14 protein-coding genes are annotated in these 26,335 nt (G+C 63.0%); 6 read left to right on the forward strand and 8 right to left on the reverse strand.

All coding sequences use genetic code 11. The features are described 5' to 3' along the window. Positions 1–99 precede the first annotated feature (99 nt). A complete protein-coding gene (locus J4E63_RS05140; RefSeq protein ID WP_060738694.1) occupies positions 100–1,554 on the forward strand; it encodes an NCS1 family nucleobase:cation symporter-1 in 1,455 nt (484 codons plus the stop codon). Here J4E63_RS05140 and J4E63_RS05145 read toward each other — a convergent pair whose 3' ends face one another. Then, positions 1,555–2,727 (reverse strand): MFS transporter, encoded by a 1,173-nt coding sequence (locus tag J4E63_RS05145; RefSeq protein WP_207281290.1) that lies wholly within the window; start codon positions 2,725–2,727, stop codon positions 1,555–1,557. A gap of 103 nt (positions 2,728–2,830) precedes the next feature. Between J4E63_RS05145 and J4E63_RS05150 the strand changes: the two genes are divergently transcribed. Continuing rightward, positions 2,831–3,724, forward strand: coding sequence for a putrescine utilization regulator PtrR (locus J4E63_RS05150; RefSeq protein WP_192263453.1), 894 nt, complete (start codon positions 2,831–2,833; stop codon positions 3,722–3,724). A gap of 139 nt (positions 3,725–3,863) precedes the next feature. Continuing rightward, on the forward strand, positions 3,864–3,992 hold the full coding sequence (locus tag J4E63_RS30750) for a PA1414 family protein (protein ID WP_003198971.1): 129 nt from the start codon (positions 3,864–3,866) through the stop codon (positions 3,990–3,992). 208 nt (positions 3,993–4,200) lie between these two features. Here the strand turns inward: J4E63_RS30750 and J4E63_RS05155 are convergent, their stop codons facing one another. From J4E63_RS05155 to speB, 4 genes are all read right to left on the reverse strand, one after another. Next, positions 4,201–5,589, reverse strand: a complete 1,389-nt coding sequence (locus J4E63_RS05155) for a sodium:solute symporter (protein WP_207281291.1) — start codon at positions 5,587–5,589, stop codon at positions 4,201–4,203. A 223-nt stretch (positions 5,590–5,812) separates the two neighbouring features. Continuing rightward, positions 5,813–7,324, reverse strand: a complete 1,512-nt coding sequence (locus tag J4E63_RS05160; protein WP_207282449.1) for a cytosine permease — start codon at positions 7,322–7,324, stop codon at positions 5,813–5,815. Positions 7,325–7,373: 49 nt separating this feature from the next. Beyond that, positions 7,374–7,781 carry a nuclear transport factor 2 family protein gene (locus J4E63_RS05165; protein WP_207281292.1) on the reverse strand — a complete coding sequence of 136 codons (408 nt, stop codon included), beginning with the start codon at positions 7,779–7,781 and terminating at the stop codon, positions 7,374–7,376. 9 nt (positions 7,782–7,790) lie between these two features. Continuing rightward, positions 7,791–8,741: an agmatinase gene (speB, locus tag J4E63_RS05170; protein ID WP_092205065.1), complete on the reverse strand. Its 951-nt coding sequence runs from the start codon at positions 8,739–8,741 to the stop codon at positions 7,791–7,793. A gap of 344 nt (positions 8,742–9,085) precedes the next feature. On the opposite strand from speB, the gene J4E63_RS05175 reads away from it, so the two are divergent. Both J4E63_RS05175 and J4E63_RS05180 read left to right on the forward strand, forming a co-directional pair. Next, positions 9,086–9,979, forward strand: a complete 894-nt coding sequence (locus tag J4E63_RS05175; RefSeq protein ID WP_003184133.1) for a LysR family transcriptional regulator — start codon at positions 9,086–9,088, stop codon at positions 9,977–9,979. 2 nt (positions 9,980–9,981) lie between these two features. Further along, positions 9,982–10,578 (forward strand): tRNA-uridine aminocarboxypropyltransferase, encoded by a 597-nt coding sequence (locus J4E63_RS05180; protein ID WP_192263457.1) that lies wholly within the window; start codon positions 9,982–9,984, stop codon positions 10,576–10,578. A 158-nt stretch (positions 10,579–10,736) separates the two neighbouring features. Here the strand turns inward: J4E63_RS05180 and J4E63_RS05185 are convergent, their stop codons facing one another. The 3 genes from J4E63_RS05185 to J4E63_RS05195 form a co-directional block, all read right to left on the reverse strand. Continuing rightward, the gene (locus tag J4E63_RS05185) at positions 10,737–12,101 is read right to left on the reverse strand and encodes an HlyD family type I secretion periplasmic adaptor subunit (protein WP_192263458.1); all 1,365 of its coding nucleotides are present in this window, start codon (positions 12,099–12,101) and stop codon (positions 10,737–10,739) included. Between the two features lie 165 nt (positions 12,102–12,266). Next, positions 12,267–14,426 (reverse strand): type I secretion system permease/ATPase, encoded by a 2,160-nt coding sequence (locus J4E63_RS05190; RefSeq protein WP_207281293.1) that lies wholly within the window; start codon positions 14,424–14,426, stop codon positions 12,267–12,269. A 29-nt stretch (positions 14,427–14,455) separates the two neighbouring features. After that, the gene (locus tag J4E63_RS05195; RefSeq protein WP_060738685.1) at positions 14,456–15,814 is read right to left on the reverse strand and encodes a TolC family outer membrane protein; all 1,359 of its coding nucleotides are present in this window, start codon (positions 15,812–15,814) and stop codon (positions 14,456–14,458) included. A 455-nt stretch (positions 15,815–16,269) separates the two neighbouring features. On the opposite strand from J4E63_RS05195, the gene J4E63_RS05205 reads away from it, so the two are divergent. Next, on the forward strand, positions 16,270–26,298 hold the full coding sequence (locus tag J4E63_RS05205; protein ID WP_310650693.1) for a retention module-containing protein: 10,029 nt from the start codon (positions 16,270–16,272) through the stop codon (positions 26,296–26,298). Positions 26,299–26,335: the final 37 nt, after the last annotated feature.

Consider the following 26,335-nt stretch of genomic DNA (forward strand, 5'->3'; position numbering starts at 1 on the left):
TTCTGCGTAGCAACGCGTATACAAACCATGCCGGCTCCCGTGCGCAGTATGGTGAGCAGGTCGCTACGGGGGCACGGCGGTACTCAAAGGAGCCCCGCAATGTCCGAGCAATTGCCCAACGGCTACAGCCCCCGCCTCTATAACGAGGACCTGGGCCCACTGCCGCAGAAATGGAATTGGTACAACATCTTCGCGTTCTGGATGAGTGATGTGCACAGTGTGGGCGGTTATGTCTTCGCCGCCAGTCTGTTCGCCTTGGGCCTGGCGAGTTGGCAGGTGCTTATCGCCTTGCTCGGCGGGATCTGCATCGTGCAGTTGATCGCCAACCTGGTCGCCAAGCCGAGCCAACAGGCGGCGGTGCCGTACCCGGTGATCTGTCGGCTGGCGTTCGGGGTGTTCGGGGCGAATATTCCTGCGGTCATTCGCGGTTTGATCGCCGTGGCCTGGTACGGCATTCAGACGTACCTGGCGTCCAGCGCGCTGATCATCGTGGTGCTGCGGTTTTTTCCTTCGATGGAGGTTTACGCGACGCCGCATTTTGCCGGTTTGTCCTACCTGGGTTGGTTCGGTTTCCTCAGCCTGTGGTTTGTCCAGGCGCTGGTGTTCTGGACCGGCATGGAATCGATCCGTCGTTTCATCGATTGGGCCGGGCCGGTGGTGTACGCCGTGATGTTCCTGCTGGCCGGTTGGATCGTGTGGAAGGCCGGTTGGAGCAACATCAGCTTCACCCTGGCGGAAAAGTCCTTGTCCGGCTGGCAGGCCTTCGGCCAAGTGATCGTGGCGACGGCCCTGGTAGTGTCGTACTTTTCCGGTCCGACCCTGAATTTCGGCGATTTCAGCCGTTACTGCCGGAGCATGTCTGACGTGCGCCGGGGTAATTTCTGGGGGCTGCCGGTGAATTTCCTGGCGTTCTCCCTGGTCACCGTGGTGATTGTTTCCGGGACCTTGCCAGTGTTCGGTGAAATGCTCCACGACCCGATTGCCACCGTGGCGCGCATCGACAACGACGTGGCGGTCTTGCTGGGAGCCTTTGCCTTCGTGACCGCCACCATCGGCATCAACATTGTCGCCAACTTCGTCTCGCCGGCCTTCGACTTCGCCAACGTCGCCCCCAGCAAGATCAGTTGGCGCGCCGGCGGCATGATCGCGGCGGTGGCCTCGATTTTCATCACGCCGTGGAACCTGTTCAACAACCCCGAAGTGATCCACTACACCCTGGACGTTCTGGCGGCGTTTATCGGCCCGCTGTTCGGGATCCTGCTGGTGGATTACTACCTGATCAAGAAGCAGCAGATCGACGTCGATGCGTTGTTCAATGACGGGCCCAGCGGGCGCTATTACTACAGTGGCGGCATCAACTGGACGGCGGTCAAGGCGTTGATTCCGGCGACGCTGATGGGTGTGGCGATTACCTTCACCCCCGTGCTGCAACCGATGGCCAACTTTGCCTGGTTCACCGGTTGCTTCCTCGGCGGGGTGTTGTATTTCGCCTTGGCGCGACGCGAGCCGGCCACGCAGTCGAGCAAGGCGTTCAGCCCGGCCGGCCAGGCCTGATCAACGCAGGGCGGTCTGGGCGCAAGGGCTCGCCGCGCCTTGGCTGGCGGGCCGCAGCAACAGGCCTCCGGCCAGCACCAGGCCGCTGCCGGCAATGATCAGCGCCGGTTGCAGGCCGCCGCTGAAATGGCTGCTCAGCGCCGCCAGCAGGGGGCCGCTGAGTTGGCCCACGGCAAAGCAGGCGGTCAACAGGCCAGCGTTGCGCTGGGTGGCGTGGGGCGCCAGTTCCCGGGAGCGCAGCATCACCAACTGCATGCAGGCCAGGAACGGTGTGCCACACAGGATCACCCCCAGCGCCAGCCCCGGCCCGCTGCCCAGCAGGCAGGCAAATACTCCGGCGGCTTGCAGCCAGAGCGTACCGATCAACCAGCGGCCGGTGGTGCTGGGGTTCGGCCGCCGCCGGCTGACCAGCAATACGCCGCTGGCGGCGGCCATGCCGAAGCAGGGCCAGAACAAATCGGCCAGCCATTGGCCGTGGAACTGCGCCGAGGCCATTTGCGACAGGAACGTCGCCGGAATGATGTAGCCCACGCCGTACAGGGCGTACACCACGCCCAATCGTGCGATGCCCGCGTTCGGCGAAGGGGCGGTCGGCCCTGCGACAGGTGCTGCGGCTGCCGGCTGCGGCAGGATCGGCAAGATCACCAGCAACATCGCCAAGGCCACGCCGGCATACACCAGCCACAGGGTGGCGGAGGTCTGGCCCAGCAGGTTCGAGCCGAGGGCAAGCAGGCCGGTCAGGAAAATCCCCAGGCCCGGCCCGGCAAACACCAGGGCACCGAGCCGTGGCCGTCCTATTGCCGCGGCCAAGGGCTGGCTCAGGGCGGTGATCATCACCATCACCCAGGCGCTCGCCACGCCGGTTCCGAAGCGCAAGGCCAGGTGCGGCCAGAAGCCCCAGGCCCAGAACGACGCCAGGGTCAGCAGCACGCACAGCCACAGGCCGCCGAGCAACCGCCGCCGCACCTGTTCCGGACGACGGGCGAACATCGCATCGAGCGCACCGATGAAGTACCCCAGGTAGTTGACGGCGGCAATCAGACCGGCGGCGGTCAAGTCGACCTGACCTTCGCCGATCAAGTGAGGTAACTGGGGCGTCAAAGCGAAGCGGCCAATGCCCATGGCCATCATCAGCGCGATGAAACTGCCGAGCAGGCGAATAAGAGGTGACATGGTCGTTCTCCGGTGTCGGGGCGAATGACCGTCAGGCTAGGACTGATTGACTTTCATTAAAAATGAATAATAGTGAGTAACTTGTTCTTTTTTGGAGAAGGTCATGGAGTTCAGCCAACTGCGGATTTTCCAGGCCGTGGCCGAGGAAGGTTCCATTACCCGGGCTGCCGAGCGCCTTCACCGGGTGCCGTCGAACCTCTCGACCCGGCTCAAGCAGCTTGAAGAGCAGCTGGGTGTGGACCTTTTCCTGCGGGAGCGTCAGCGTTTGCAGTTGTCGCCAGCAGGAAAAGTCCTGTTGGACTATGCGGCCAAGCTGTTCGCCTTGCACGACGAGGCTCATGCCGCCGTGCAGGGCGGGCAGCCGGCCGGGGACTTCCTGCTGGGCACGATGTACAGCACGGCGGCGACGCATTTGCCGGACCTGCTGGCGGCTTATCACCGGGCGTACCCGGCGGTGAACCTGCAAGTGCAATCGGGGCCCAGTGGCGAGTTGCTTGAAGGCCTGCTCACCAACCGGCTCGACGCGGCACTGGTGGATGGCCCGCTGGAGCTGGCGGGGCTGGATGGCGTGCCGTTGTGCGACGAGCGGTTGGTGCTGATTACCGAGGCCGATCACCCGCCGGTAAACAGTGCGCTGGACGTGCAGGGCCGCGCGGTGTTCACGTTCCGGCGTGGTTGCTCGTACCGGATGCGATTAGAGGCCTGGTTTGCCCATGATCACGCGACCATGGGCCGGGCGATGGAAATCGAGTCTTATCAGGGGATGCTGGCATGTGTGATCGCCGGGTCCGGGGTGGCGTTGATGTCCGAGTCGATGCTGGCCAGCCTGCCGGGCCGCGAGCGGGTAACGGTGCATTCGCTGGCCGAGCCGTTCGCCAGCGCCACCACTTGGCTGATGTGGCGCAAAGGCATGGTTGGAGCCAACCTGAACGCCTGGATTGAGTTGCAACAACAGGCCTGGCCGCGGGGGCCAATGCTCACGGCGCAATCGGCTTGAACTCCGGGAGGTGGATTTGGATCAATTCAGTAACAGATCATTGCAAACTGAGACGAGCATTGCGTAGAACATCGGACTATTATCAGTGCGAAGGGGCCACAGAAATCTGCCGCTCGCACCACCCTGAGGGGGCACCACGATGAAAGAGAAAATCCAGAACTGGCTTCACGACTTGGGTGTCGCACTTGGCCTGATCGAACCGCCAATGCAACCGGTACCGATCCGCACCGATGACGAGCAACGCCGCCGCCAACCGCGCCGCCGGTAAATACACCACCGAATTTGGAGAGATCGCAGTTCCGGACCATTTCAATTGAGATGGCCCGGAACTGCGATCTTTTTATTTCTGAAGACAGAATCTGTGGGAGCGAGCTTGCTCGCGATAGCGGTGGACCGGCATGCATTCATGTTGAATGTACCGCCGTCATCGCGAGCAAGCTCGCTCCCACAGGGATCTCATTGTCGGGAGTTAGCGGTCAAACCGCCTCGGCCACCACCTTCGGCCGTGGCGACAACACGCTCACCAGCACAAAACTCCCCAGCGCCACGCTCAGGCTGTAGTAGATCGGGGTGTTGGCGTCCAGGCCGTCCTTGAGCATGAAGAACAGCGCGGTCAAGAAGCCCAGCGACATGCTGGTGATGGCGCCGGCGGTGGTGGCGCGTTTCCAGTAGATGGCGCCGATCAGCGGGATTAGCATGCCGCCCACCAGCAGGTTGTAGGCCAGGGTCAGGGCGCTGATGACGTCGCTGACCACCAGGGCGATCACCAGGACTACCGCGCCCATCAGCAGGGTCGCGATGCGGTTCTCGTGGACGTCGCCACTGCCGCTCTCACGGCCCTGGCGCAGACGGGGCAGCAAGTCCTGGACCACCGTGGTGGACGCGGCGAGCAGGCCCGCTGCGGCGGTGGACATCAAGGCCGCCAGGGCGGCGGCGATCACCAGGCCGCGAATGCCGTTGGGGAGGCTGGTCTGCACCACGCTGGCGAAGGCGTTGTTGACGTTCTCCAGGTCCGGCAGCAACACCTTGGCCGCCATGCCGATCAACGCCCCGGCCAGGCCATACAGCACGCAGTACAGGCCGGCGGCGGTGCCGGCCACTTTGGCCACGCCTTCGCTGCGGGCGGTGAACACGCGCTGCCAGATGTCCTGGCCGATGAAGATGCCGAAGAAGTAGATCAGGAAGTAGGTGAGGATGGTGTCCCAGCCAATCGCGGTGAAGTCGAAGTAGCTGGCCGGCAGTTTAGCCACCATGGCATCCCAGCCGCCCGCGTCACTGATGGACATCGGCATCAGCAGGAACACCAGGCCGACGGTCATGATCAGGAATTGCACGATGTCGGTGAGGGTCAGCGACCACATGCCGCCGATGGTGGAATACAGCACCACCACGCCACCGCCCACCAGGATCGACACCCAGAACGGCAGGCCGAACAACACTTGCATCACGGTGCCGATGGCAATGGTCGAGGTGGCGCCGATCATCAGTGCGTAAACCAGCATGATCAGCGCACTGGCCTGGCGCGCCGCCGGGTTGTAGCGGCGTTCCAGCACTTGGGTCACGGTGTAGATCTTGAGTTTGAGCAACGGCTTGGCGAGGAACAGGCTCAGGCCGACGATGCCCAGGCCGATGGCGCCGCACAGCCAGAATCCGGAAATGCCGTAGACGTAGCCCAGGCGCACGGTACCGATGGTGGACGCACCGCCCAGGACGGTAGCGGCCATGGTGCCCAGGTAAAAGCCCGGGCCGAGGTTGCGCCCGGCCACCAGGTAGTCGTCACGGGTCTTGGCGCGGCGCATGCCGTACCAGCCGAGGGCGATCATGCCGGCGGCATAGATGAGAACGACGATTAAGTCCAAAGCCATGGTGGCGTGTCTCCGATTGTCTTTTTTATAGGAAGTCGGGGTGATGTCGGGTGACGCTTTTGTGGCGAGGGAGCTTGCTCCCGCTCGGTTGCGAAGAAATCGCTATTTCGGGAGCGCTCCGCACTGGAGCGCCAGCCCGGTCCAGCGGGAGCAAGCTCCCTCGCCACAAAAGCTCCCGGCCTCAGGTGTTGCATTTACAGTCAGGTGATGCGTTCACCTCGGGTCAGGCGGTCTGTCTGAGCTGCGGTTTATCGATGGACGCCGAATCGTTCCTACGCGGATCATCCGGCCCATACACCGCCGCCGGCTCTGGGAACACCCCAAGCAGCACCAGGTACACCACCGAGGCCAGGCCCAGGGTCACCGGCAGGCTGATGTCGATCCCACCGGCCAATTCCCCCAGCGGCCCGACGAACTGCCCCGGCAGGTTGACGAAGCACAACCCCACCAGCGCACTGGGGATCCACGCCCCCAGGCCGCGCCAGTTCCAGCCGTGGCTGAACCAATAGCGCCCGCCGGTTTCACCGCGGGTGAACACTTGCAGGTCATCCGGGCAGTAGAAGCCGCGGCGCACCAACAGGCCGATGATCATGATCACCATCCACGGTGTGGTGCAGGTGATGATCAGCACGGCGAATGTGGACACGCTCTGCACCAGGTTCGCCGCGAAGCGCCCGATGAAGATGAAGGCAATCGACAGCACGCCGATCAGCAGCGTGGCCTTGACCCGCGACAGCACCCGTGGGAACACGCTGGACATATCCAGCCCGGTGCCATACAGCGACGTGGTGCCGGTGGACATGCCGCCGATCACCGCGATCAGGCACACCGGCAGGAAGAACCACCCCGGCGAAACTGCCAGCAGCCCGCCCACGTAGTTGTTGGCCGCGATGTAGTCCGGCGCCTTGATCGCCACGATGGTGGCGGTGGCGAGGCCGAACAGGAACGGGATCAATGTCGCCAGTTGTGCCGCGATCACGGCCAGCATGATGCGGCGCTTGGGCGTGTTGCGGGGGATGTAGCGCGACCAGTCGCCTAGGAACGCTCCGAAGGAAATCGGGTTGCTCATGGCTACCAGTGCCGCGCCGATGAAGGCTGCGTAGAAGCCCGGCTGGCCGAGGCTGACCGTGCCGGCGAACTGGCTGTCGAAGGTCGGTGCGAAGGCGAAAATGCCCAGCAGGAACAGCAGGCTGGCGGCCCACACGGCAATGCGGTTGACCCACAGCATGAAGCGGAAGCCGTAGATGCACACCGTCAACACCAGCAGGGCGAACAGGCCGTAGGCCAGGCCCAGGCTCAGGTCGGTTTCCGGCACGCCGACCAGCCGCTTGGCACCGCCGATCAACGCATCGCCCGAGCTCCACACCGACAGCGAGAAAAACGCGATGGCGGTCAGCAACGAGAGGAACGAGCCGACGATGCGCCCGTGCACGCCGAAGTGCGCACCGGAAGACACCGCGTTGTTGGTGCCGTTGAGCGGGCCGAACAGGCCCATCGGCGCGAGAATGATCGAACCCACCAACACGCCCAGCACAATCGCCCAGACCCCGGCCTGGAACGACAAGCCGAACAGCACCGGGAAACTGCCGAGCACGGCGGTGGCGAAGGTATTGGCGCCGCCGAAGATCAGGCGAAACAGGTCGCCCGGGCCGGCAGTGCGTTCGTGGTCCGGGATCTGTTCGACCCCGTTGGTTTCAATGTGCGTAAGGCTTTTATCGTTATTGTTATGCATGATCTGCTCCGATCATCGAGGCGCGTTCATCGAATGTGAATGTCACCTGTTGCTAAGGGGATGGCAGCCCTTCCGGCATTGCGGACAAGTGTTCGTGACAGGCCAGCCACAGGCCTTGTTGTTCTTGGCGAAACACAATGGTTTCGCGCTCCTGGCTAAAGTGAAGCTCCCCTTGCATGCGCAGCTCGGTGGCCACGTCATGGATGAAAATCGCCACGTCCCCTTGCAGGCTGACGAAGGCGTTGCTCGAGGTGCAGTTGAGCACTTCGAAGCCATCCTCGGACCGCCAGCGATCCCACAACGCCTGGTAGGCATCGCGTGACAGCAGGGGCTGTTCAAGGGTGTGGAACACGAAGCTCGCATCGGCCGTGAACGCACCGAAGTAGGCGTCGCGGTCATTGCGGGCGAAGGCCGACACCAGCTCAGCGGCAGCCTTGAGGACTTGATCTCGATCGTTCATGGCCGCACCTCAGCGATGAACCACGCCGGGCAGTACGCAGAGCATCTCGTACAGCAGGTTGGCGCCCAGCAGCGAGGTGTTGCCGGTGGTGTCGTACGGCGGCGAGACTTCTACCAGATCGCAACCGACCAGGTCGAGGCCCTGGCAGCCCCGGACGATTTCGATCGCCTGGATGGTGGTCAGGCCGCCGATTTCCGGGGTGCCGGTGCCGGGCGCCCAGGCCGGGTCGATGCCGTCGATGTCGAAGCTCAGGTACACCGGGCCACCGCCGACTTTCTCGCGCACTTCGGCCATCAACGGCGCCAGGGATTTGTGCCAGCACTCTTCGGCCTGGACCACGCGAAAGCCCTGGTTGCGGCTCCAGTTGAAATCATCGGCGGTGTAGCCCTGGGCCCGCAGGCCGATCTGCACCACGCGGTCGCAATCGAGCAGGCCTTCCTCCACGGCGCGGCGGAAGGTGGTGCCATGGGCGATCTTCTCGCCGAACATGTGGTCGTTCACATCGGCGTGGGCGTCGATGTGCACCAGGCCGACCTTGCCGTGTTTCTTGTGGATCGCCCGCAGGATCGGCAGGGTGATGGTGTGATCGCCACCCAGGGTCAGGGGGATGACGTTGTGTTCGAGGATCTTGTGGTACGACTCTTCGATGATCCGCACCGCGTCCAGCAGATTGAAGGTGTTGATCGGCACATCGCCGATGTCCGCCACCGACAGTGAGTCGAACGGCGCGGCGCCGGTGGCCATGTTGTAGGGGCGGATCATCACGGATTCGGCGCGGATCTCGCGAGGGCCGAAACGGGTGCCGGCGCGCAGGGAGGTGCCGATGTCCAGTGGCACGCCGACGAAGGCCGCGTCCAGGCCGGCAGCGGTTTGCAAATGGGGGAGTCGCATCATGGTGGCGATGCCGCCGAAGCGCGGCATTTCGTTGCCGCCCAGTGGTTGGTGAAGAGTCTTGTCCACGGGTAGGGCCTCATCGCTGTTTTATTTATCAGGGGCCGATTCTGCGAAAAGCCGTTGCCGTGAAGAATCGCTGGGGGCAAATACTTAGTTCAGATTTTTCTAAACTAATGGCGGGCAGGGCGATAGACTTCGCGTCAGCGCCGTCCCCCTGTTTGGATCGGTGTGGCCCTGTGGCGAGGGAGCTTGCTCCCGCTGGGCGGCGAAGCCGCCCCAAAACCATTCACCTCGGTGCATCAGGCAGATTGCAGCGACAGGTTTGCGACGGCTGCGCCGCCGAGCGGGAGCAAGCTCCCTCGCCACAAAAGCTCTGCAAGTTCTATGACCCGTGAGTTCAGGAGTATCTGATGGCCAACGCTCTACCCGACCTGAAACTGCTGCGCATTTTTGTCAGCGTGGTCCGGCACCAGGGGTTCGCCAATGCCCAGCACGAGCTCAACCTGTCCACATCGGCCATCAGCACCTACATGAGCCAGCTGGAATCGGCCCTGGGCCTGGTGCTGTGTCATCGCGGCCGGGGCGGGTTCAGCCTGACCAGCAAGGGCGAGCTGTTCCATCAGGAAACCCTGCGCCTGCTGGGCGAGCTCGAAGGGTTCGAGCAGTACGCCGCCGCGCTCAAGGGGGAGCTGCGCGGTACGTTGAACCTGGGGGTGATCGACTCCACCGTCAGCGACAAGGCCTTGCCGTTCGCCGAAGCCATCGGTGCCTACAGCCAGGAACATCCAGCGGTGCATTTGCATCTATCGGTCATGAGCCCTTACGAGCTGCAACTCGGCGTGCAGGACAACCGCCTGGACCTGGCCATCGGTGCGTTTTCCACGCGCATGAGCGGGCTGGTCTACATGCCGCTGTACCGTGAGCAGCACTGGTTGTATTGCAGCAACCGCCACCCGTTGTTCAACGAGCGGCGCATTCCCGAGCAGGTCATCACCCAGCAGCGCATGGTCGGGCGCGGTTACTGGAGCCAGGCCGAACTGGCGCGCCACGGCTTCAAGCACAGCGCGGCGACGGTGGAGAGCATGGAGGCGCAATTGATCCTGGTGCTGTCCGGTGCCTACGTCGGCTACCTGCCTGAGCACTACGCCCAGGCCTGGGTCGACAAGGGCGACTTGCGCGTGCTGCTGCCAGCGACCTTCGGTTATCAGGCGCCGTTTTCGATGATCGTGCGCCGTGGTCGCAGCCGCGAGCCGCTGATCCAGACGTTCCGTGATTTGCTCAAAGCTCAACTGAATCAGGCCTGACCATGTCCAGAATCCAATGCCCGCGTTGCCACAGGCCACAAAGCCATTGCCTGTGCCCGCTGATCCCCAGCCTCGACAGCCGCACCCGCGTCTTGCTGTTGCAGCATCCCAGTGAAGTGAACCACGCTTTGAATACCGCCCGCCTGGCGGCGTTGGGGCTCAATAATGCCGAGTTGATCGTGGGTGAGGTGTTCGAGGATTTGCCCCGGTTGCTCAATCAACCGGGCTATCAGGCGCGGTTGTTGTTTCCCGGCGATGAGGCGCAACCGTTGCAGGCCTGCGCCCCGTCCGATGAGCCGATCCTGCTGGTCGTCCCGGATGGCACCTGGCGCAAGGCGCGCAAGCTGCTGCACCTCAACCCGCTGCTGGCGGCACTGCCGAGGGTGACCCTGGCCGAGGGCGCTGTGTCCCGTTACCGCTTGCGCAAGGCGCCCGGGCCGGGGGCGTTGTCGACGGTGGAGGCGATTGTCCAGGCGTTGCAGGTCCTGGAAGCGCCGGCGAGTTTCGAGGCGTTGCTGAGGCCGTTCGAGGCCTTGATCGAGGGGCAGATTGCGGCGATGGGGGAGCAGACCTATCAGCAGAATCATGGCGGAGGTTAGATAACTCTGTGGCGAGGGAGCTTGCTCCCGCTCGGCGGCGCAGCCGTCGCAAAACCTGCCGCCGCATTTAGCCTGGTACACCGAGATGAATGGTGTTGGGGCTGCTTCGCAGCCCAGCGGGAGCAAGCTCCCTCGCCACAGGTCGAGCCAAATCCAGATCAGCGTTCGCGCATCGCCTCGGTCCGCGCCTTCAACACCGGCTTGAGCAGGTAATCCAGGACACTTTTCTCCCCGGTAATGATATCCACCGTCGCCACCATTCCCGGAATGATCAGCAACGGCTTGGCATCCCCGCCCAAGTGGTTTTTGTCAGTGCGGACCTGGATCAGGTAGAAGCTGTTGCCCTTGTCATCGGTGATGGTGTCGGCGCCGATCAGTTCGAGCCTGGCGCTCAGTCCGCCATAGATCGTGTAGTCGTAGGCGCTGAACTTGACCATGGCTTTCTGGCCCGGGTGCAGGAACGCCACGTCCTGGGGGCGGACCTTGGCTTCGATCAGCAGGTTGTCTTCCAGGGGCACGATTTCCACCATGTCGTTGCCCGGCTGAACCACGCCGCCGATGGTGTTGACCTTCAGTTGCTTGATCACCCCATGCACCGGCGAGACCACCGTCGTGCGGGTCACGCGGTCGTCGATGGCGATGCTCGAGGCGGTGATTTTCGACAGTTCGGTGCGTTTCTCGTTGAGGTCCTTGGCCGCCTCGGAGCGGAAGGTCTGTTCCGATTCGTCGATCTTGCTCTTGATCTCGTTGATCGCCGATTCGGCCCGGGGAATCGCCAGGGTGGTGGCGTTGAGCGAACCGCGGATTTCCACCGCGCTGCGCTTGAGCCGCAGGATTTCCACCGGCGACACCGCCCCGGTGCGCACCAGTGGCGCGGACATGTTCATTTCTTCCTGCAACAAGGCCAGGGCGGAGCTGAACTGGCCTTGTTTGGAGCGAAACTCCGCCAGCTCCTGGGTCTTCTGCCGCAGCTGTTCAGTCAGGGTCCGTTGTTCGCTGGCCAGGCGCCGCTGGCGCTGTTCATACAGTGAACGCTCGTCCTCGGCCACTTGCGGGGCCTTGGCGATCACCTCTGCGGAAAGCTTGAAGGGCCGGCCCTCGGCCTCGGCCGACAAGCGTTCGACCTGGGCGGTCAAGGCATAGCGGTCGGCTTCGCTCTCGCCCTTGTTCGATTGATATCGCGTGTCGTCCAGGCGCAGCAGGGTGTCGCCCTTGTTCACCATCTGGCCTTCGCGCACGAATATCTCGGTGACGATGCCGCCCTCCAGGTTCTGGATCACCTGGATCTTGCTCGACGGAATCGCCTTGCCTTCGCCGGTGGTGACTTCCTGCAAGACCGCCAACTTCGCCCAGACCAGCCCGGTGATGATCAACCCGGCGGCCAGCCACACGGTAACCCGCGAGCGTCGGGGCGAATCCTGCAGCGTGGCGCCGGCAGTTTCCGGCATGAACTCGCTTTCGGCGCTTTTGCTGAAACTGCCGAAGTAGCTTCGGGCGGTTGAATCCGGTGTTTGGGCAGACATGGGCGGTACCCGTCAGTGAGGGAAATAAATCCGAACAAAGAACCTGTGAGAGCGAGCTTGTGTGGGAGCGAGCTTGCTCGCGATAGCGATGTAACAGTCCCACCTGCGCCAACTGATCCAACGCTATCGCGAGCAAGCTCGCTCCCACAGGGGGCGGTGTTGCGCTTAAACCGCCGCAGAGCCTACCCGTCCCTTGCGCAAGGCATCGATGACCGTTTCCTTCGGCCCATCCGCCACGATCCGGCCGTTATCCAGCACCACCAACCGGTCCACCAGGCTCAGCATCGAGGTGCGGTGAGTGACCAGCAGCACCGTCTTGCCCTGTACATGGGTGTGAAGCTTCTGCCGCAGGACGTCTTCGCTGGTGTTGTCCATGGCGCTGGTGGGTTCGTCCAGCAGCAGGATCGGCGGGTCGAGCAACAAGGCCCGGGCCAGCAGCACGGCTTGGCGTTGGCCGCCGGACAGCAGTTGCCCACGCTCGCCCACCGGGCGGTCGAAACCTTGGGGATGCTGGCGCGCCAGTTCGGTGACACCGGTCAGTTCCGCCACTTCCAGCATGCGCGCATCGCTGATGTAGCGCGCGCCCAGGGTGAGATTGTCCCGAAGGCTGCCGGCCAGCAGCGGCAGGTCATGGGCGACGTAGCCGATCTGTTGACGCAGGTCGGCGACGTCCAGTTGCCGCAGGTCCAGGCCGTCCAGCAGCAACTGGCCTTCCTCCGGTGCATAGAAACCCATCACCAGGCGCGCCAGGGTGCTCTTGCCCGAGCCGCTGCGGCCGATGATCCCGACCCGTTCGCCGGGCTTGAGGCTGAAACTGATATTGGCCAGCGCCGGGGCGCTCTGGCCGTTGTAGTGGAACGTCACGCCGCTGACGTCCAGGGCACCCTGCAATTGGGTACGGTCCAGGGGCCGCTGCTTGGCGTCTCGCTCCTGGGGCAACGCCATCAGGGCATCGGTGCTGCGCATGGTGAGCTGGGCTTGCTGGTAGCGGGTGATCAGCCCGGCGATCTGCCCGAGCGGTGCGAGCACCCGGCTGCCGAGCATGTAGGTCCCCACCAGCGCACCGACGCTGAGGTTGCCGGCAATGATGCTGTAGACCCCGGCGACGATGGTCGCCATGCCCGCCAGTTGTTGCAGGAACAACGTGCCATTGGTCGCCAGTGCCGAGAGGTTGCGCGCATGGCTGTCCAGGCGGGTGAGGGCGCCGTGGGTGCTTTCCCATTGATGCTGGCGCTCGCTTTCGGCGCTGCAGGCCTTGAGGGTTTCCAGGCCACCGAGGGTTTCGATCAGCAGGGCCTGGCGCTGGGCGCCGAGGGCCAGGCTTTTTTGCACGGTGTCGCGCAGGCGCACCTGGATGATCATGGCGAAGACGATGGTGATCGGAAACGCGATCACGGGAATCACCACCAGCCAGCCGCCCAGCAGGCCGATCACGACGAGCATCAGCAGGGCGAAGGGCAGGTCGATCAGGCTGGTGAGCGTCACCGCCGTGAGGAATTCGCGCAGGCCCTGGAAGTCGTGGATGCTCTGGGCGAAGCCGCCGATGGTCACCGGCTTGGCCTTCATCGCCATGCCGGTGATGCGTTCGAACAGGGTGGCGGACAGAATCACGTCGGTTTTCTTGCCGGCGGTGTCCAGCAGATGGGCGCGCACCACCCGCAGCACCAGTTCGAAGCCGGTACCGATCAACAGCCCCACGGCCAGTACCCACAAGGTGGACGTGGCCTGGTTCGGCACCACGCGGTCGTAGGTCTGCATGACGAACAGCGGCACCATCAGCCCCAGCAGGTTGATCAGGAAACTCGCCAGGATCGCGTCGCTGTACAGCCAGCGCGACAGTTTCAAGGTGTCGCGAAACCACGCCTCGACCCGCGGCACCAGGGGCGAGCGCAGGTCTTCGAGTTCATGGCGCGGCCGGGCGAATAGCGCCTGGCCGATGTAATCGGTGGTCAGTTCCTCGCGGCTGACCCACTGCTCGCCACCATCGGCTTCACTGGGCAGGATCAGCGCCTTGCCATCCTCGCCCCAGCGCCGCAATACCGCGCAGCGGCCCCCCGCCAGGATCAGCATCACCGGCAGGTTCAGGGGGGAGATGTCCGCCAGCTCACGACGCAACAACCGCGCCTGCAAGCTCGCCCGGGCCGCTGCGCGGGGCAGCAGGTCCAGGCTCAAGCGTTGGTGCGCCATAGGGAGCCCGGCGCTGAGGCTGGCGCGGCTGACCGTCGCGCCATGGAGTTTGCAGAGGATCAACAGGCCGTCCAGCAAGGGATCATCGAAGTTCAGGCGCGGATCGGCGCCGGGGGTTGTGGGTTCCATGCTGGTCACAGTGTTCGCTCCCATTTTTTTGGAGGGGGCTACTTCAGTTCCGGCAGCCGTGCCTGATTCTTGACTTCGGTCTGCGCGACCGCATCGGCCGGCAGCACGATCCGTTGTTTGTGCAACAGCAGCCCCATGTTCGCCAGCACCCGGTACATCGAGTACTCCTCGGTGTAACGCACCTCGGTGTAGCGACGGTTGGCGTTGTACAACTCGTTTTCGCTGTCGAGCAGGTCGAGCAGGGTGCGCTGGCCGAGACCGAACTGATCCTGATACGCGGCGCGCACACGGGCGGTGGTGTCGGCGTATTCGCGGGCGGTGGGGGTCTGTTTGCGGGCGTTGAGCATCGCGTTCCAGGCCAGGCGCGTGTCTTCGTTGAGCTGGCGCAGGGCGTTGTTGCGGATGTCCATGGCCTGGTTGATCTGGTGGGCGTTGGACGCCAGCCGCGCCTTGTCGCTGCCCCCGCGGAACAGGTTGTAGTTCATCACCACACCCACACGCCAGTTGTTGTCGTGGCCTTCTTCGCCGCCGAGGTTGTTGTTGGCGCCCACCGCTGCTTCGGCATCGAAGCGCGGGTAGAACGGCGACTTCGCCACTTCATATTGGCTCTCGGCGGACTGTATGTCGGCCTGGGCCGATTTCAGGTACGGGTTGTTATCCACCATGCTTTGCTGGGCTTCGCGCAGGTCGGCGGGGATTTCGCCTTTGGTCGAGGGCGGCGCCTCCAGCTCATCGGGCATGCGCCCGACCACGCTGTAGAAGTTCGCCTCGGCGTCCGCCAGGTCCACCTGGGCGGTGTCGAAGTTGTTTTCCGCCAGGGCCCGACGGGCATTGGACTGGTCGGAGTCGGCCGTACTGCCCACCCCACGCTCGGTGCGCAGGCCGATCTGGTCGTTGACCCGCAGGTGCGCCTGCAGGTTGTTCTTGGCCAGGGTCACCAGTTCGCGACGCTTGAGCACTTCCAGGTAGACCTCGATGGTACGCAGCGCCAGATCCTGGGCGGTGCCCTGGGCGTAATAGGCCCGGGAATTGACCACGCCCTGGGTGCGCTGCACTTCATTGGCAGTGTTGAACCCGTCGAAGATCATCTGCCGCAGGCGCAGCTCCGATTGGGTGTAGGTCAGGATATTGGTGTGGTGGTTGCCCAGGGCACGGGTGTTGGTGTTGTCGCTGTAGCCACGGCCGTAACCGGCATTGAGATCCACCGATGGGAAAAAGCCCCCCCTGGCGACCTTGACGTCTTCATTGGCCGACAGACGGCTGTCCACCCGTTGTGCCAGTTCCGGGTGAGTCGCGATGGTGCTCTGGATCGCCTCGGTCAATGACATGGCCTGCGCCTGAGAAGAGCAGGCCATGGCCAGCAAAACCGCGCTGCAGAGGGGGGTTAGAACGCGCATGGGGTGCATCTCCTGAGGTCTGTAGTGCTTCGCTTGTCGCCAAAATATTGACGTGTTTAAGATCAAAACCGTTTCAACCTTGTAACAACACAGCTAAGAACATCCTGAGCAAAACCTAAGAAGAATTTCTCATAAGCATTATTCCGAAAAAAACTTATGAGCTTGAAAAAAACCGGCACATTGTTCAAAGCGAAAGCCTTTGAATCTGCGGGTTCTGACGGCTTTTAGGCGTCAATAAAAGTTTCATGCAGATTTTTAAGCGACGTGAAGAAGTGCCGAAAGGGCGATGTGAGAAGCGGTTTTTGGTGACGGTTTTTTGTCGTTTAGGCGAATTGCCAGCACCTTCTGCTTTCGCGAAAGCTGGCAGATTTTCCAGCTTTTTGGGTCGCTGAACCTGAGGACGAATTCTTCACCCAGACAGGTGCCGATTGCGGTCGGCAACGGAGGAAATGCACATGGCAGCGCTCATCGGTATCGTCAGCAAAGTGGTCGGGCAAGTTTTCGCAGAAGCGGCTGGTGGCCTGCGGCGGCCTTTGGTCGAAGGCGATCGGCTCTATGCCGGCGAACACCTGGTCACCGGTGCCGAAGGGGCCGTGGCTGTGCATCTGCAGAACGGCCAGTCGTTGACCCTGGGCCGCGAAAGCAACCTGACCCTGACCCCGCAGCTGCTGGCCAACCATGCGCCTCATGTCGACACGCCCGACACGACGACGCCGAGTGACGCGCAACTGACCGATGTGCAAAAGCTGCAGCAAGCCATCGCCGCCGGTGCCGACCCGACCCAGACCGGTGAAGCCACGGCCGCCGGACCCGAAGGTGGCAACCCGGGTGGTGTAGGCGGTGGGCACAGTTTTGTGCTGTTGGAAGAAGTGGGCGGGGAGGTCGATCCGCTGATCGGTTTTCCGACGGCCGGGTTCAACGGGATTCCCGAATTTCCCCAGCTACGCTTGGCCGGTGACCCGGATAACAGCGGCGACAATGCCGCCGTGCCGCCGGTAACCCCTGAGACGCCGGACAATCCCGTGACCCTCGACGGAGTCAATGTCGAGGGCGGCGAACTGACCACCAACGAGGCCAATCTGGCCGATGGTTCGGCCAGCAATCCGGGGGCGCTGGTGCAAAATGGTACCTTCACGGTATCCGCGCCTGACGGGCTGAGCAGCCTGAGCATCGGCGGCATCAACGTGATCAGTGGCGGCGTGCCCGCAGGCTTTCCTCAAACCATCACGTCGGCGCTGGGCAACACGTTGACCATCACGGGCTATGACTCGACCACGGGGGTGGTCAGTTACACCTACACCCTGACGGACAATGAAACCCATCCTGCCGGCGGCGGTGCCAACAACATTACCGAGCAGTTCCCAGTGGTGGCCGTCGACACCGACGGCGACACGGCCACCGGCACCCTGGACGTCAACATCACCGATGACGTGCCCCAGGCGATCGACGACAGCCACGCGAACACGGCGTCGGAAACCCTGGTCACCCTTACCGGCAACGTATTGCCCAACGACCACCAGGGCGCCGACCGGATCCCCACCGGCCCCGACAGCGGGCCGATCATTGGCGGGACGTTCACCGGCACCTACGGGACCCTGGTGCTCAACCCCAACGGCACGTACACCTACACCCTGAACACCAGCGACCCGCAATTCGTCGCGTTGCATGGCGGGGGCAGCGGTACCGAGACGTTCACCTACACCCTGACCGACGCCGATGGCGACACCAGCACCGCGAACCTGGTGCTGCAAGTGCACAACAATGACGACCCGGTGGTCATTACCGGCCTCGACACTGAAGGTGGCGAGCTGTCGTTGCAGGAGAAAAACCTCAGCGACGGCAGCAGCCCGGATGCATCGGCCCTGACTCAAAACGGCACGTTCACCGTGACCGCGTTGGACGGTGTGCAGACCCTGAGTGTTGGCGGCATCAATGTGGTTATAGGCGGTGTGGCAGCAGGTTTCCCACAATCGATTACCACTGCGCTGGGTAATACGTTGACCATCACCGGCTTCAACGCTGCTACTGGGGTGGTGAGCTATAGCTACACGCTGCTGGACAACGAAGCCCATCCAACTGCCAACGGCGCCAACAGCGTTAGCGAACAATTCGCCGTAGTCGCCACCGACGATAACGGCACCACGGCCAACGGCAACCTGGACGTAAATATCGTCGACGACTTGCCTAAAGCCGTGGACGACAGCAACGCCAGCACGGCCTCGGAAACTCACCTGACCCTGACCGGCAGCGTCCTGACCAACGACACTCAAGGTGCGGATCAGGTGGCGTCCGGGCCAATCACGCCCGGTACTTTTACTGGCACCTACGGCACCCTGGTGCTCAACGCCGACGGTTCCTACACCTACACCCTCAACACCGCCGATGCCGATTTCAAAGGCTTGCACGGCGGCGGCAATGGCAGCGAAACCTTCACCTACACCCTGACCGACGCCGATGGCGACACCAGCACCGCGAACCTGGTGCTGCAAGTGCACAACAATGACGACCCGGTGGTCATTACCGGCCTCGACACTGAAGGTGGCGAGCTGTCGTTGCAGGAGAAAAACCTCAGCGACGGCAGCAGCCCGGATGCATCGGCCCTGACTCAAAACGGCACGTTCACCGTGACCGCGTTGGACGGTGTGCAGACCCTGAGTGTTGGCGGCATCAATGTGGTTATAGGCGGTGTGGCAGCAGGTTTCCCACAATCGATTACCACTGCGCTGGGTAATACGTTGACCATCACCGGCTTCAACGCTGCTACTGGGGTGGTGAGCTATAGCTACACGCTGCTGGACAACGAAGCCCATCCAACTGCCAACGGCGCCAACAGCGTTAGCGAACAATTCGCCGTAGTCGCCACCGACGATAACGGCACCACGGCCAACGGCAACCTGGATGTGAACATCGTCGACGACTTGCCTAAAGCCGTGGACGACAGCAACGCCAGCACGGCCTCGGAAACCCACCTGACCCTGACCGGCAGTGTCCTGACCAACGACACCCAAGGTGCGGATCAGGTGGCGTCCGGCCCAATCACGCCCGGTACTTTTACTGGCACCTACGGCACCCTGGTGCTCAACGCCGACGGTTCCTACACCTACACCCTCAACACCGCCGATGCCGATTTCAAAGGCTTGCACGGCGGCGGCAATGGCAGCGAAACCTTCACCTACACCCTGACCGACGCCGATGGCGACACCAGCACCGCGAACCTGGTGCTGCAAGTGCACAACAATGACGACCCGGTGGTCATTACCGGCCTCGACACTGAAGGTGGCGAGCTGTCGTTGCAGGAGAAAAACCTCAGCGACGGCAGCAGCCCGGATGCATCGGCCCTGACTCAAAACGGCACGTTCACCGTGACCGCGTTGGACGGTGTGCAGACCCTGAGTGTTGGCGGCATCAATGTGGTTATAGGCGGTGTGGCAGCAGGTTTCCCACAATCGATTACCACTGCGCTGGGTAATACGTTGACCATCACCGGCTTCAACGCTGCTACTGGGGTGGTGAGCTATAGCTACACGCTGCTGGACAACGAAGCCCATCCAACTGCCAACGGCGCCAACAGCGTTAGCGAACAATTCGCCGTAGTCGCCACCGACGATAACGGCACCACGGCCAACGGCAACCTGGATGTGAACATCGTCGACGACTTGCCTAAAGCCGTGGACGACAGCAACGCCAGCACGGCCTCGGAAACCCACCTGACCCTGACCGGCAGTGTCCTGACCAACGACACCCAAGGTGCGGATCAGGTGGCGTCCGGCCCAATCACGCCCGGTACTTTTACTGGCACCTACGGCACCCTGGTGCTCAACGCCGACGGTTCCTACACCTACACCCTCAACACCGCCGATGCCGATTTCAAAGGCTTGCACGGCGGCGGCAATGGCAGTGAAACCTTCACCTACACCCTGACCGACGCCGACGGCGACACCAGCACCGCGAACCTGGTGCTGCAAGTGCACAACAATGATGATCCGGTGGTGTTGGTGGGCCTGGATGCTGAAGGTGGCGAGCTGTCGTTGCAGGAGAAAAACCTCAGCGACGGCAGCAGCCCGGACGCACCGGCCCTGACTCAAAGCGGCACGTTCACCGTGACCGCGTTGGACGGCGTGCAGACCCTGAGCGTGGGCGGCATCAATGTGGTTATAGGCGGTGTGGCAGCAGGTTTCCCACAATCGATTACCACTGCGCTGGGTAATACGTTGACCATCACCGGCTTCAACGCTGCTACTGGGGTGGTGAGCTATAGCTACACGCTGCTGGACAACGAAGCCCATCCAACTGCCAACGGCGCCAACAGCGTTAGCGAGCAATTCGCCGTAGTCGCCACCGACGATAATGGCACCACGGCCAACGGCAACCTGGATGTGAACATCGTCGACGACTTGCCTAAAGCCGTGGACGACAGCAACGCCAGCACGGCCTCGGAAACCCACCTGACCCTGACCGGCAGTGTCCTGACCAACGACACCCAAGGTGCGGATCAGGTGGCGTCCGGCCCAATCACGCCCGGTACCTTCACCGGGACCTACGGCACCCTGGTGCTCAACGCCGACGGTTCCTACACCTACACCCTCAACACTGCCGACGCTGATTTCAAAGGCTTGCATGGCGGCGGCAACGGCAGCGAAACCTTCACCTACACACTCACTGACGCCGACGGCGACACCAGCACCGCGAACCTGGTGCTGCAAGTGCACAACAACGACGACCCGGTGATCATCACCGGCCTCGACACCGAAGGTGGTGAGCTGACGGTCCAGGAAAAAAACCTCAGCGACGGCAGCAGCCCGGACGCACCGGCCCTGACTCAAAGTGGCACGTTCACCGTGACCGCGTTGGACGGTGTGCAGACCCTGAGCGTGGGCGGCATCAACGTCGTCACCGGCGGCGTGGCGGCGGGTTTCCCGCAGTCCATCACCACTGCGTTGGGCAACACGCTGACCATCACTGGCTTCAACGCCAGCACCGGCGTGGTCAGCTACAGCTACACCTTGCTGGACAACGAAACCCATCCAAACGCCAACGGCGCCAACAGCGTTAGCGAACAATTCGCCGTAGTCGCCACCGACGATAACGGCACCACGGCCAACGGCAACCTGGACGTGAACATCGTCGATGATTTGCCGACCGCCCATGCTGATGCCGCCTCGGTGGATGAGGGCGGGACGGTCAGTGGCAACGTCCTGAACAACGACGAAGGCGGTGCCGACGGGCCGGCCGCGAGTGGTGCCGTGATTGGCGTGCGCGCTGGCAACGACACCTCGACCCCGGCGATCGGCGGCTTGAACACCCAGATCAATGGCACCTACGGCTACCTGACCCTGGACGCCAACGGCAACGCCGTCTACCACAGCAACCCGAACACCGTCAGTGCCCCAGGCGCGACCGATGTGTTCACCTATACCGTGCGTGACGCCGACGGCGATGAAAGCACCACCACCATCACCATCGATGTCCACGATATCTGCCTCGTCGCCACACCCGAGCACGAAATCAGCGTCTACGAAAAAGCCCTCGACCTGAACCAGGATGGCCAGGACCTGGCCCCCGGCACCGTCACCGGCAGCACTCCGAATGCCACCAGCGAGACTGCCAGCGGCAGCCTTGTCGGCTCGATCAGCGGAGCCGTGGGCGCAGTGACCTTCGCGTTGGTGGGCAACGCCGCCGGTGCCTACGGTCAACTGTCGCTTCACCCCGACGGCTCCTACACCTACACCCTGACCTCGCCGGCCACCACCACGCCTCACGCCAACGATGGCCCGAACGTGCTGAGCGAAAGCTTCACCTACCAGGCCACGGACTCGTTGGGCAACACGGTCACCAGCACCATCGTCATCGACATTGTCGACGACGTGCCCAAGGCCCATGCCGATGTTGCCTCGGTGCTGGAGGGCGGCACAGTCAACGGCAATGTGCTGGACAACGACGTGCTTGGCGCGGACGGTGGCACGGTGATTGGCGTACGCGCCGGCAACGACACCTCGAACCCTGCCGTCGGTGGCTTGAACACCCAGATCAGTGGCACCTACGGCTACCTGACCCTGGACGCCAACGGCAACGCCGTCTACCACAGCAACCCGAACACCGTCGGCGCACCGGGCGCGACCGATGTGTTCACCTACACCGTGCGTGATGCCGATGGCGATGAAAGCACGACGACCATCACCATCGATGTGCACAACAGTTGCCTGGTCGCCGCACCGGACCACGAAATCAGCGTCTACGAAAAAGCCCTCGACCTGAACCAGGATGGCCAGGACCTGGCCCCCGGCACCGTCACCGGCAGCGCCCCGAACGCCACCAGCGAGACCGCCAGCGGCAGCCTTGTCGGCTCGATCAGCGGTGCCGTGGGCGCAGTGACCTTCGCGCTGGTGGGCAACGCCACCGGTGCCTACGGTCAACTGTCGCTTCAGCCCGACGGTTCGTATACCTACACCCTGACGGCGTCAGCCACGACCACTCCCCACGCCAACGATGGCCCGAACGTGCTGAGCGAAAGCTTTACCTACCAGGCCACGGACTCGTTGGGCAACACGGTCACTAGCACTATCGTCATCGACATTGTCGACGACGTGCCCAAGGCCCATGCCGATGTTGCCTCGGTGCTGGAGGGCGGCACAGTCAACGGCAATGTGCTGGACAACGACGTGCTTGGCGCGGACGGTGGCACGGTGATTGGCGTACGCGCCGGCAACGACACCTCGAACCCTGCCGTCGGTGGCTTGAACACCCAGATCAGTGGCACCTACGGCTACCTGACCCTGGACGCCAACGGCAACGCCGTCTACCACAGCAACCCGAACACCGTCGGCGCACCGGGCGCGACCGATGTGTTCACCTACACCGTGCGTGATGCCGATGGCGATGAAAGCACGACGACCATCACCATCGATGTGCACAACAGTTGCCTGGTCGCCGCACCGGACCACGAAATCAGCGTCTACGAAAAAGCCCTCGACCTGAACCAGGATGGCCAGGACCTGGCCCCCGGCACCGTCACCGGCAGCGCCCCGAACGCCACCAGCGAGACCGCCAGCGGCAGCCTTGTCGGCTCGATCAGCGGTGCCGTGGGCGCAGTGACCTTCGCGCTGGTGGGCAACGCCACCGGTGCCTACGGTCAACTGTCGCTTCAGCCCGACGGTTCGTATACCTACACCCTGACGGCGCCAGCCACGACCACGCCCCACGCCAACGATGGCCCGAACGTGCTGAGCGAAAGCTTTACCTACCAGGCCACGGACTCGTTGGGCAACACGGTCACTAGCACTATCGTCATCGACATTGTCGACGACGTGCCCAAGGCTCACGGCGATTTCGCCTCGGTGGTAGAGGGCGGGACGGTCAATGGCAATGTACTGGATAACGACGTGCTCGGTGCGGACGGCGGCGCAATCATCGGCGTGCGTGCCGGCAACGACACCACCAACCCGGCCATCGGTGGCTTGAACAGCCAGATCAACGGTACCTACGGCTACCTGACCCTGGACACCAACGGCAACGCCGTCTACCACAGCAACCCGAACACCGTCGGCGCACCGGGCGCGACCGATGTGTTCACCTACACCGTGCGCGACGCCGATGGCGATGAAAGCACGACGACCATCACCATCGACGTGCACAACAGTTGCCTCGTCGCAGCAACCGACCATGACGTGACCGTCTACGAAAAAGCCCTCGACCTGAACCAGGACGGCCAGGACCTGGCCCCCGGCACCGTCACCGGTAGCGCCCCGAATGCCACCAGTGAAACCGCCACGGGCACCTTGGTGGGGTCTGTCACCGGGGCAACGGGCGCCGTGTCTTTCGCCTTGGTGGGCAATGGCGTCGGTGCCCATGGCCAACTATTGCTCAATCCGGATGGTTCCTACACCTACACGTTGACCTCGCCGGCCACGACGACGCCCGCCGCCAACGATGGCCCGAACGTGCTGAGCGAAAGCTTCACCTATCAGGCCACGGACTCCCTGGGCAACAGCACCACCGGCAGCCTGGTGGTCAGCATCGTCGATGACATACCAAAGGCCGTTGCGTCCGAGCGTTCGGTGACGGCGGTGGAGGTCGATTCGAACCTGCTGATCGTGCTTGATGTGTCCGGCAGCATGAAAGACGATTCCGGTGTGCCGGGGCTCTCGCGTATGGATCTGGCCAAACAGGCGATCAGCGCCTTGCTCGACAAATACGACGACATGGGCGACGTCAAAGTCCAGCTTGTGACCTTCAGCGGCAGTGCCACCGACCAGAGTGCCGTGTGGGTGGACGTGGCAACTGCCAAGACGCTGATCGCCGCGCTGAATGCGCACGGTGACACCAATTACGATGCGGCCGTGGCGATGGCCAAGACGGCGTTCGCCACCCCCGGACAACTGACCGGCGCACAGAACATTGGTTACTTTTTCTCCGATGGCAAGCCGACCTTGGGCGAAATCGGCTCGGCGGACGAGGTCGCGTGGAAAGCCTTTCTCGATGCCAACGGCATCAAGAATTACGCCGTCGGCCTGGGCAGCGGCGCCAGAAACGTCAATCTCGACCCGCTGGCCTATGACGGCAGCACCCACACCGACACCAATGCGGTGGTGGTCACCGACTTGAACCAGCTCAACTCGGTGCTTTCCGGTACCGTGCAAGGCGCGCCGGTCACCGGCAACCTGCTGGGCGAGGGGGGCTCGTTTGGCGCCGATGGCGGGTTTATCAAAAGCCTGGTGGTCGATGGCACCACGTACAGCTATGACCCGGCGGCCAATGGTGGCCATGGCGCGCTGACCGCCAGCGGCGGGCTCAACCATGGCTCCTTCAATACAGCCACCAACACATTGAGCATCGCGACCGACCACGACGGCACCCTGGTGGTCAACCTGGATACCGGTGCGTTCAGCTACACCTCCCAGACGGCCACCAGCACCTTGATCACCGAGCACATCGGCTACACCGTCAGCGACCATGACGGTGACCTGGCGAGCTCCAACCTGGTGATCAACGTCGTGCCCAACAGCCCACCGAGCGCTGCCGACGACAACATCATCACCAACATTCTGTCGGGCAACATCGTGATCCCGGGCGAGTTGCTGCTGGGTAACGACAGCGATGCCAACGGCGATCCGCTCACCGCGTCACCCACCAGTTTCAATACTGGTTGGGTCGCCAAAGGCGCGGACTTCACCGGCAGCACCGGCCCGGCCAGCTTCACCGGCAACAACGTGCAGTCGATCAACCTCAGCCGCAGCGCTTTCGTCGCCAATACCGCGAGCATGACGGCGATGCTGGTGGTCAGCGGTGCATTGGGGATGGTGTCCAATAACAACACCAACGATGAAGACCGGCTCAACATCAGCCTCAAACAGGGCGAAACCCTGACCCTGGACCACAACCTGTCGGCCGGTCACATTGCGATGGAGTATTCCCTCAACGGCGGGCCATTCATTGCGATCAACGACGGGGCTTCTTTCACCGCAGCAGCGGATGGCAATTACCAGATCCACGTCACCAACATCGCCAATCCCGGCGGCGGTAATTCCAACGCTGCGGAGAACTATCAACTGACCCTCACCGTCGACTATGCCGGGGCGCAAGACAAAACACCGGATTACCACGGCAGCTACACCGCCAGCGACAACCACGGCGGCAGTGACAGCGCAGCGGTAGGCATCAGCTATCAGGCGGGCCATACCCTGACAGGCACCAGCGGCGACGATGTGCTGTTGGCCGGCAACGGCGACAACATCCTCAACGCCGGCGACGGCAACGACGTACTCAGCGCCGGTTCGGGCAACAACACCCTGAACGGTGGGGCCGGCAATGACTTGCTCTACAGCGGCACGGGCAACGACCTGCTCGATGGCGGTACGGGCAACGACACCGTCAGCTACGGCCACGCCACGTCGGCAGTCACGGTGAACCTGGGCCTGTTGGCGGCGCAGAACACCCTGGGCGCGGGCACCGATACATTGAGCCACATCGAAAACCTCGTGGGCTCGAACTTCAACGACACCCTCACCGGCGACGGTGCCAGCAACCGCCTCGACGGTGGTCTGGGCCATGACGTGCTCAATGGCGGTGGCGGCGACGACCTGCTGATCGGTGGCCTGGGCAACAACACCCTCACCGGTGGCAGCGGCGCCGACACCTTCCAATGGCAGGCGGGCAATAGCGGCCACGACGTGATCACCGACTTCACGCCCGGCATCGACAAGCTCGACCTGTCCCAGCTGTTGCAAGGGGAGAACGGCAGCGCGGCGTCACTGGATGATTACCTGCATTTCAGCGTGAGCGGCAGCGGGGCGTCGGTTATCACCAGCATCGACGTCAGCGCCATCGCCGGCGCCACGCCGAACCAGACCATCGACCTGGCCGGCGTCAACCTCGCCAGTCACTACGGCGTCGCGCCTGGCGCGGGGGGAATCATCGGCGGAGCGGACACGGCGACCATCATCAATGGGATGTTGAATGATCATTCGTTGAAGGTGGATACGGTTTGAGGTGAGCTGAAACGACAAACCCCGCCATGTCCAAATT

Source organism: Pseudomonas sp. FW300-N2F2 (genome assembly GCF_017351655.1).
GTDB lineage: Bacteria > Pseudomonadota > Gammaproteobacteria > Pseudomonadales > Pseudomonadaceae > Aquipseudomonas > Aquipseudomonas fluorescens_AA.

Excerpts from the sequence above, each read along its gene's own strand:
- J4E63_RS05165 (WP_207281292.1), bottom strand. The coding sequence starts at position 7,781 with ATGAACGATCGAGATCAAGTCCTCAAGGCTGCCGCTGAGCTGGTGTCG.
- J4E63_RS05180 (WP_192263457.1), top strand. The coding sequence starts at position 9,982 with ATGTCCAGAATCCAATGCCCGCGTTGCCACAGGCCACAAAGCCATTGC.
- J4E63_RS05145 (WP_207281290.1), bottom strand. The coding sequence starts at position 2,727 with ATGTCACCTCTTATTCGCCTGCTCGGCAGTTTCATCGCGCTGATGATG.
- J4E63_RS05150 (WP_192263453.1), top strand. The coding sequence starts at position 2,831 with ATGGAGTTCAGCCAACTGCGGATTTTCCAGGCCGTGGCCGAGGAAGGT.
- J4E63_RS05140 (WP_060738694.1), top strand. The coding sequence starts at position 100 with ATGTCCGAGCAATTGCCCAACGGCTACAGCCCCCGCCTCTATAACGAG.
- J4E63_RS05175 (WP_003184133.1), top strand. The coding sequence starts at position 9,086 with ATGGCCAACGCTCTACCCGACCTGAAACTGCTGCGCATTTTTGTCAGC.
- J4E63_RS05195 (WP_060738685.1), bottom strand. The coding sequence starts at position 15,814 with ATGCGCGTTCTAACCCCCCTCTGCAGCGCGGTTTTGCTGGCCATGGCC.
- J4E63_RS30750 (WP_003198971.1), top strand. The coding sequence starts at position 3,864 with ATGAAAGAGAAAATCCAGAACTGGCTTCACGACTTGGGTGTCGCACTT.
- J4E63_RS05205 (WP_310650693.1), top strand. The coding sequence starts at position 16,270 with ATGGCAGCGCTCATCGGTATCGTCAGCAAAGTGGTCGGGCAAGTTTTC.
- J4E63_RS05155 (WP_207281291.1), bottom strand. The coding sequence starts at position 5,589 with ATGGCTTTGGACTTAATCGTCGTTCTCATCTATGCCGCCGGCATGATC.
- J4E63_RS05185 (WP_192263458.1), bottom strand. The coding sequence starts at position 12,101 with ATGTCTGCCCAAACACCGGATTCAACCGCCCGAAGCTACTTCGGCAGT.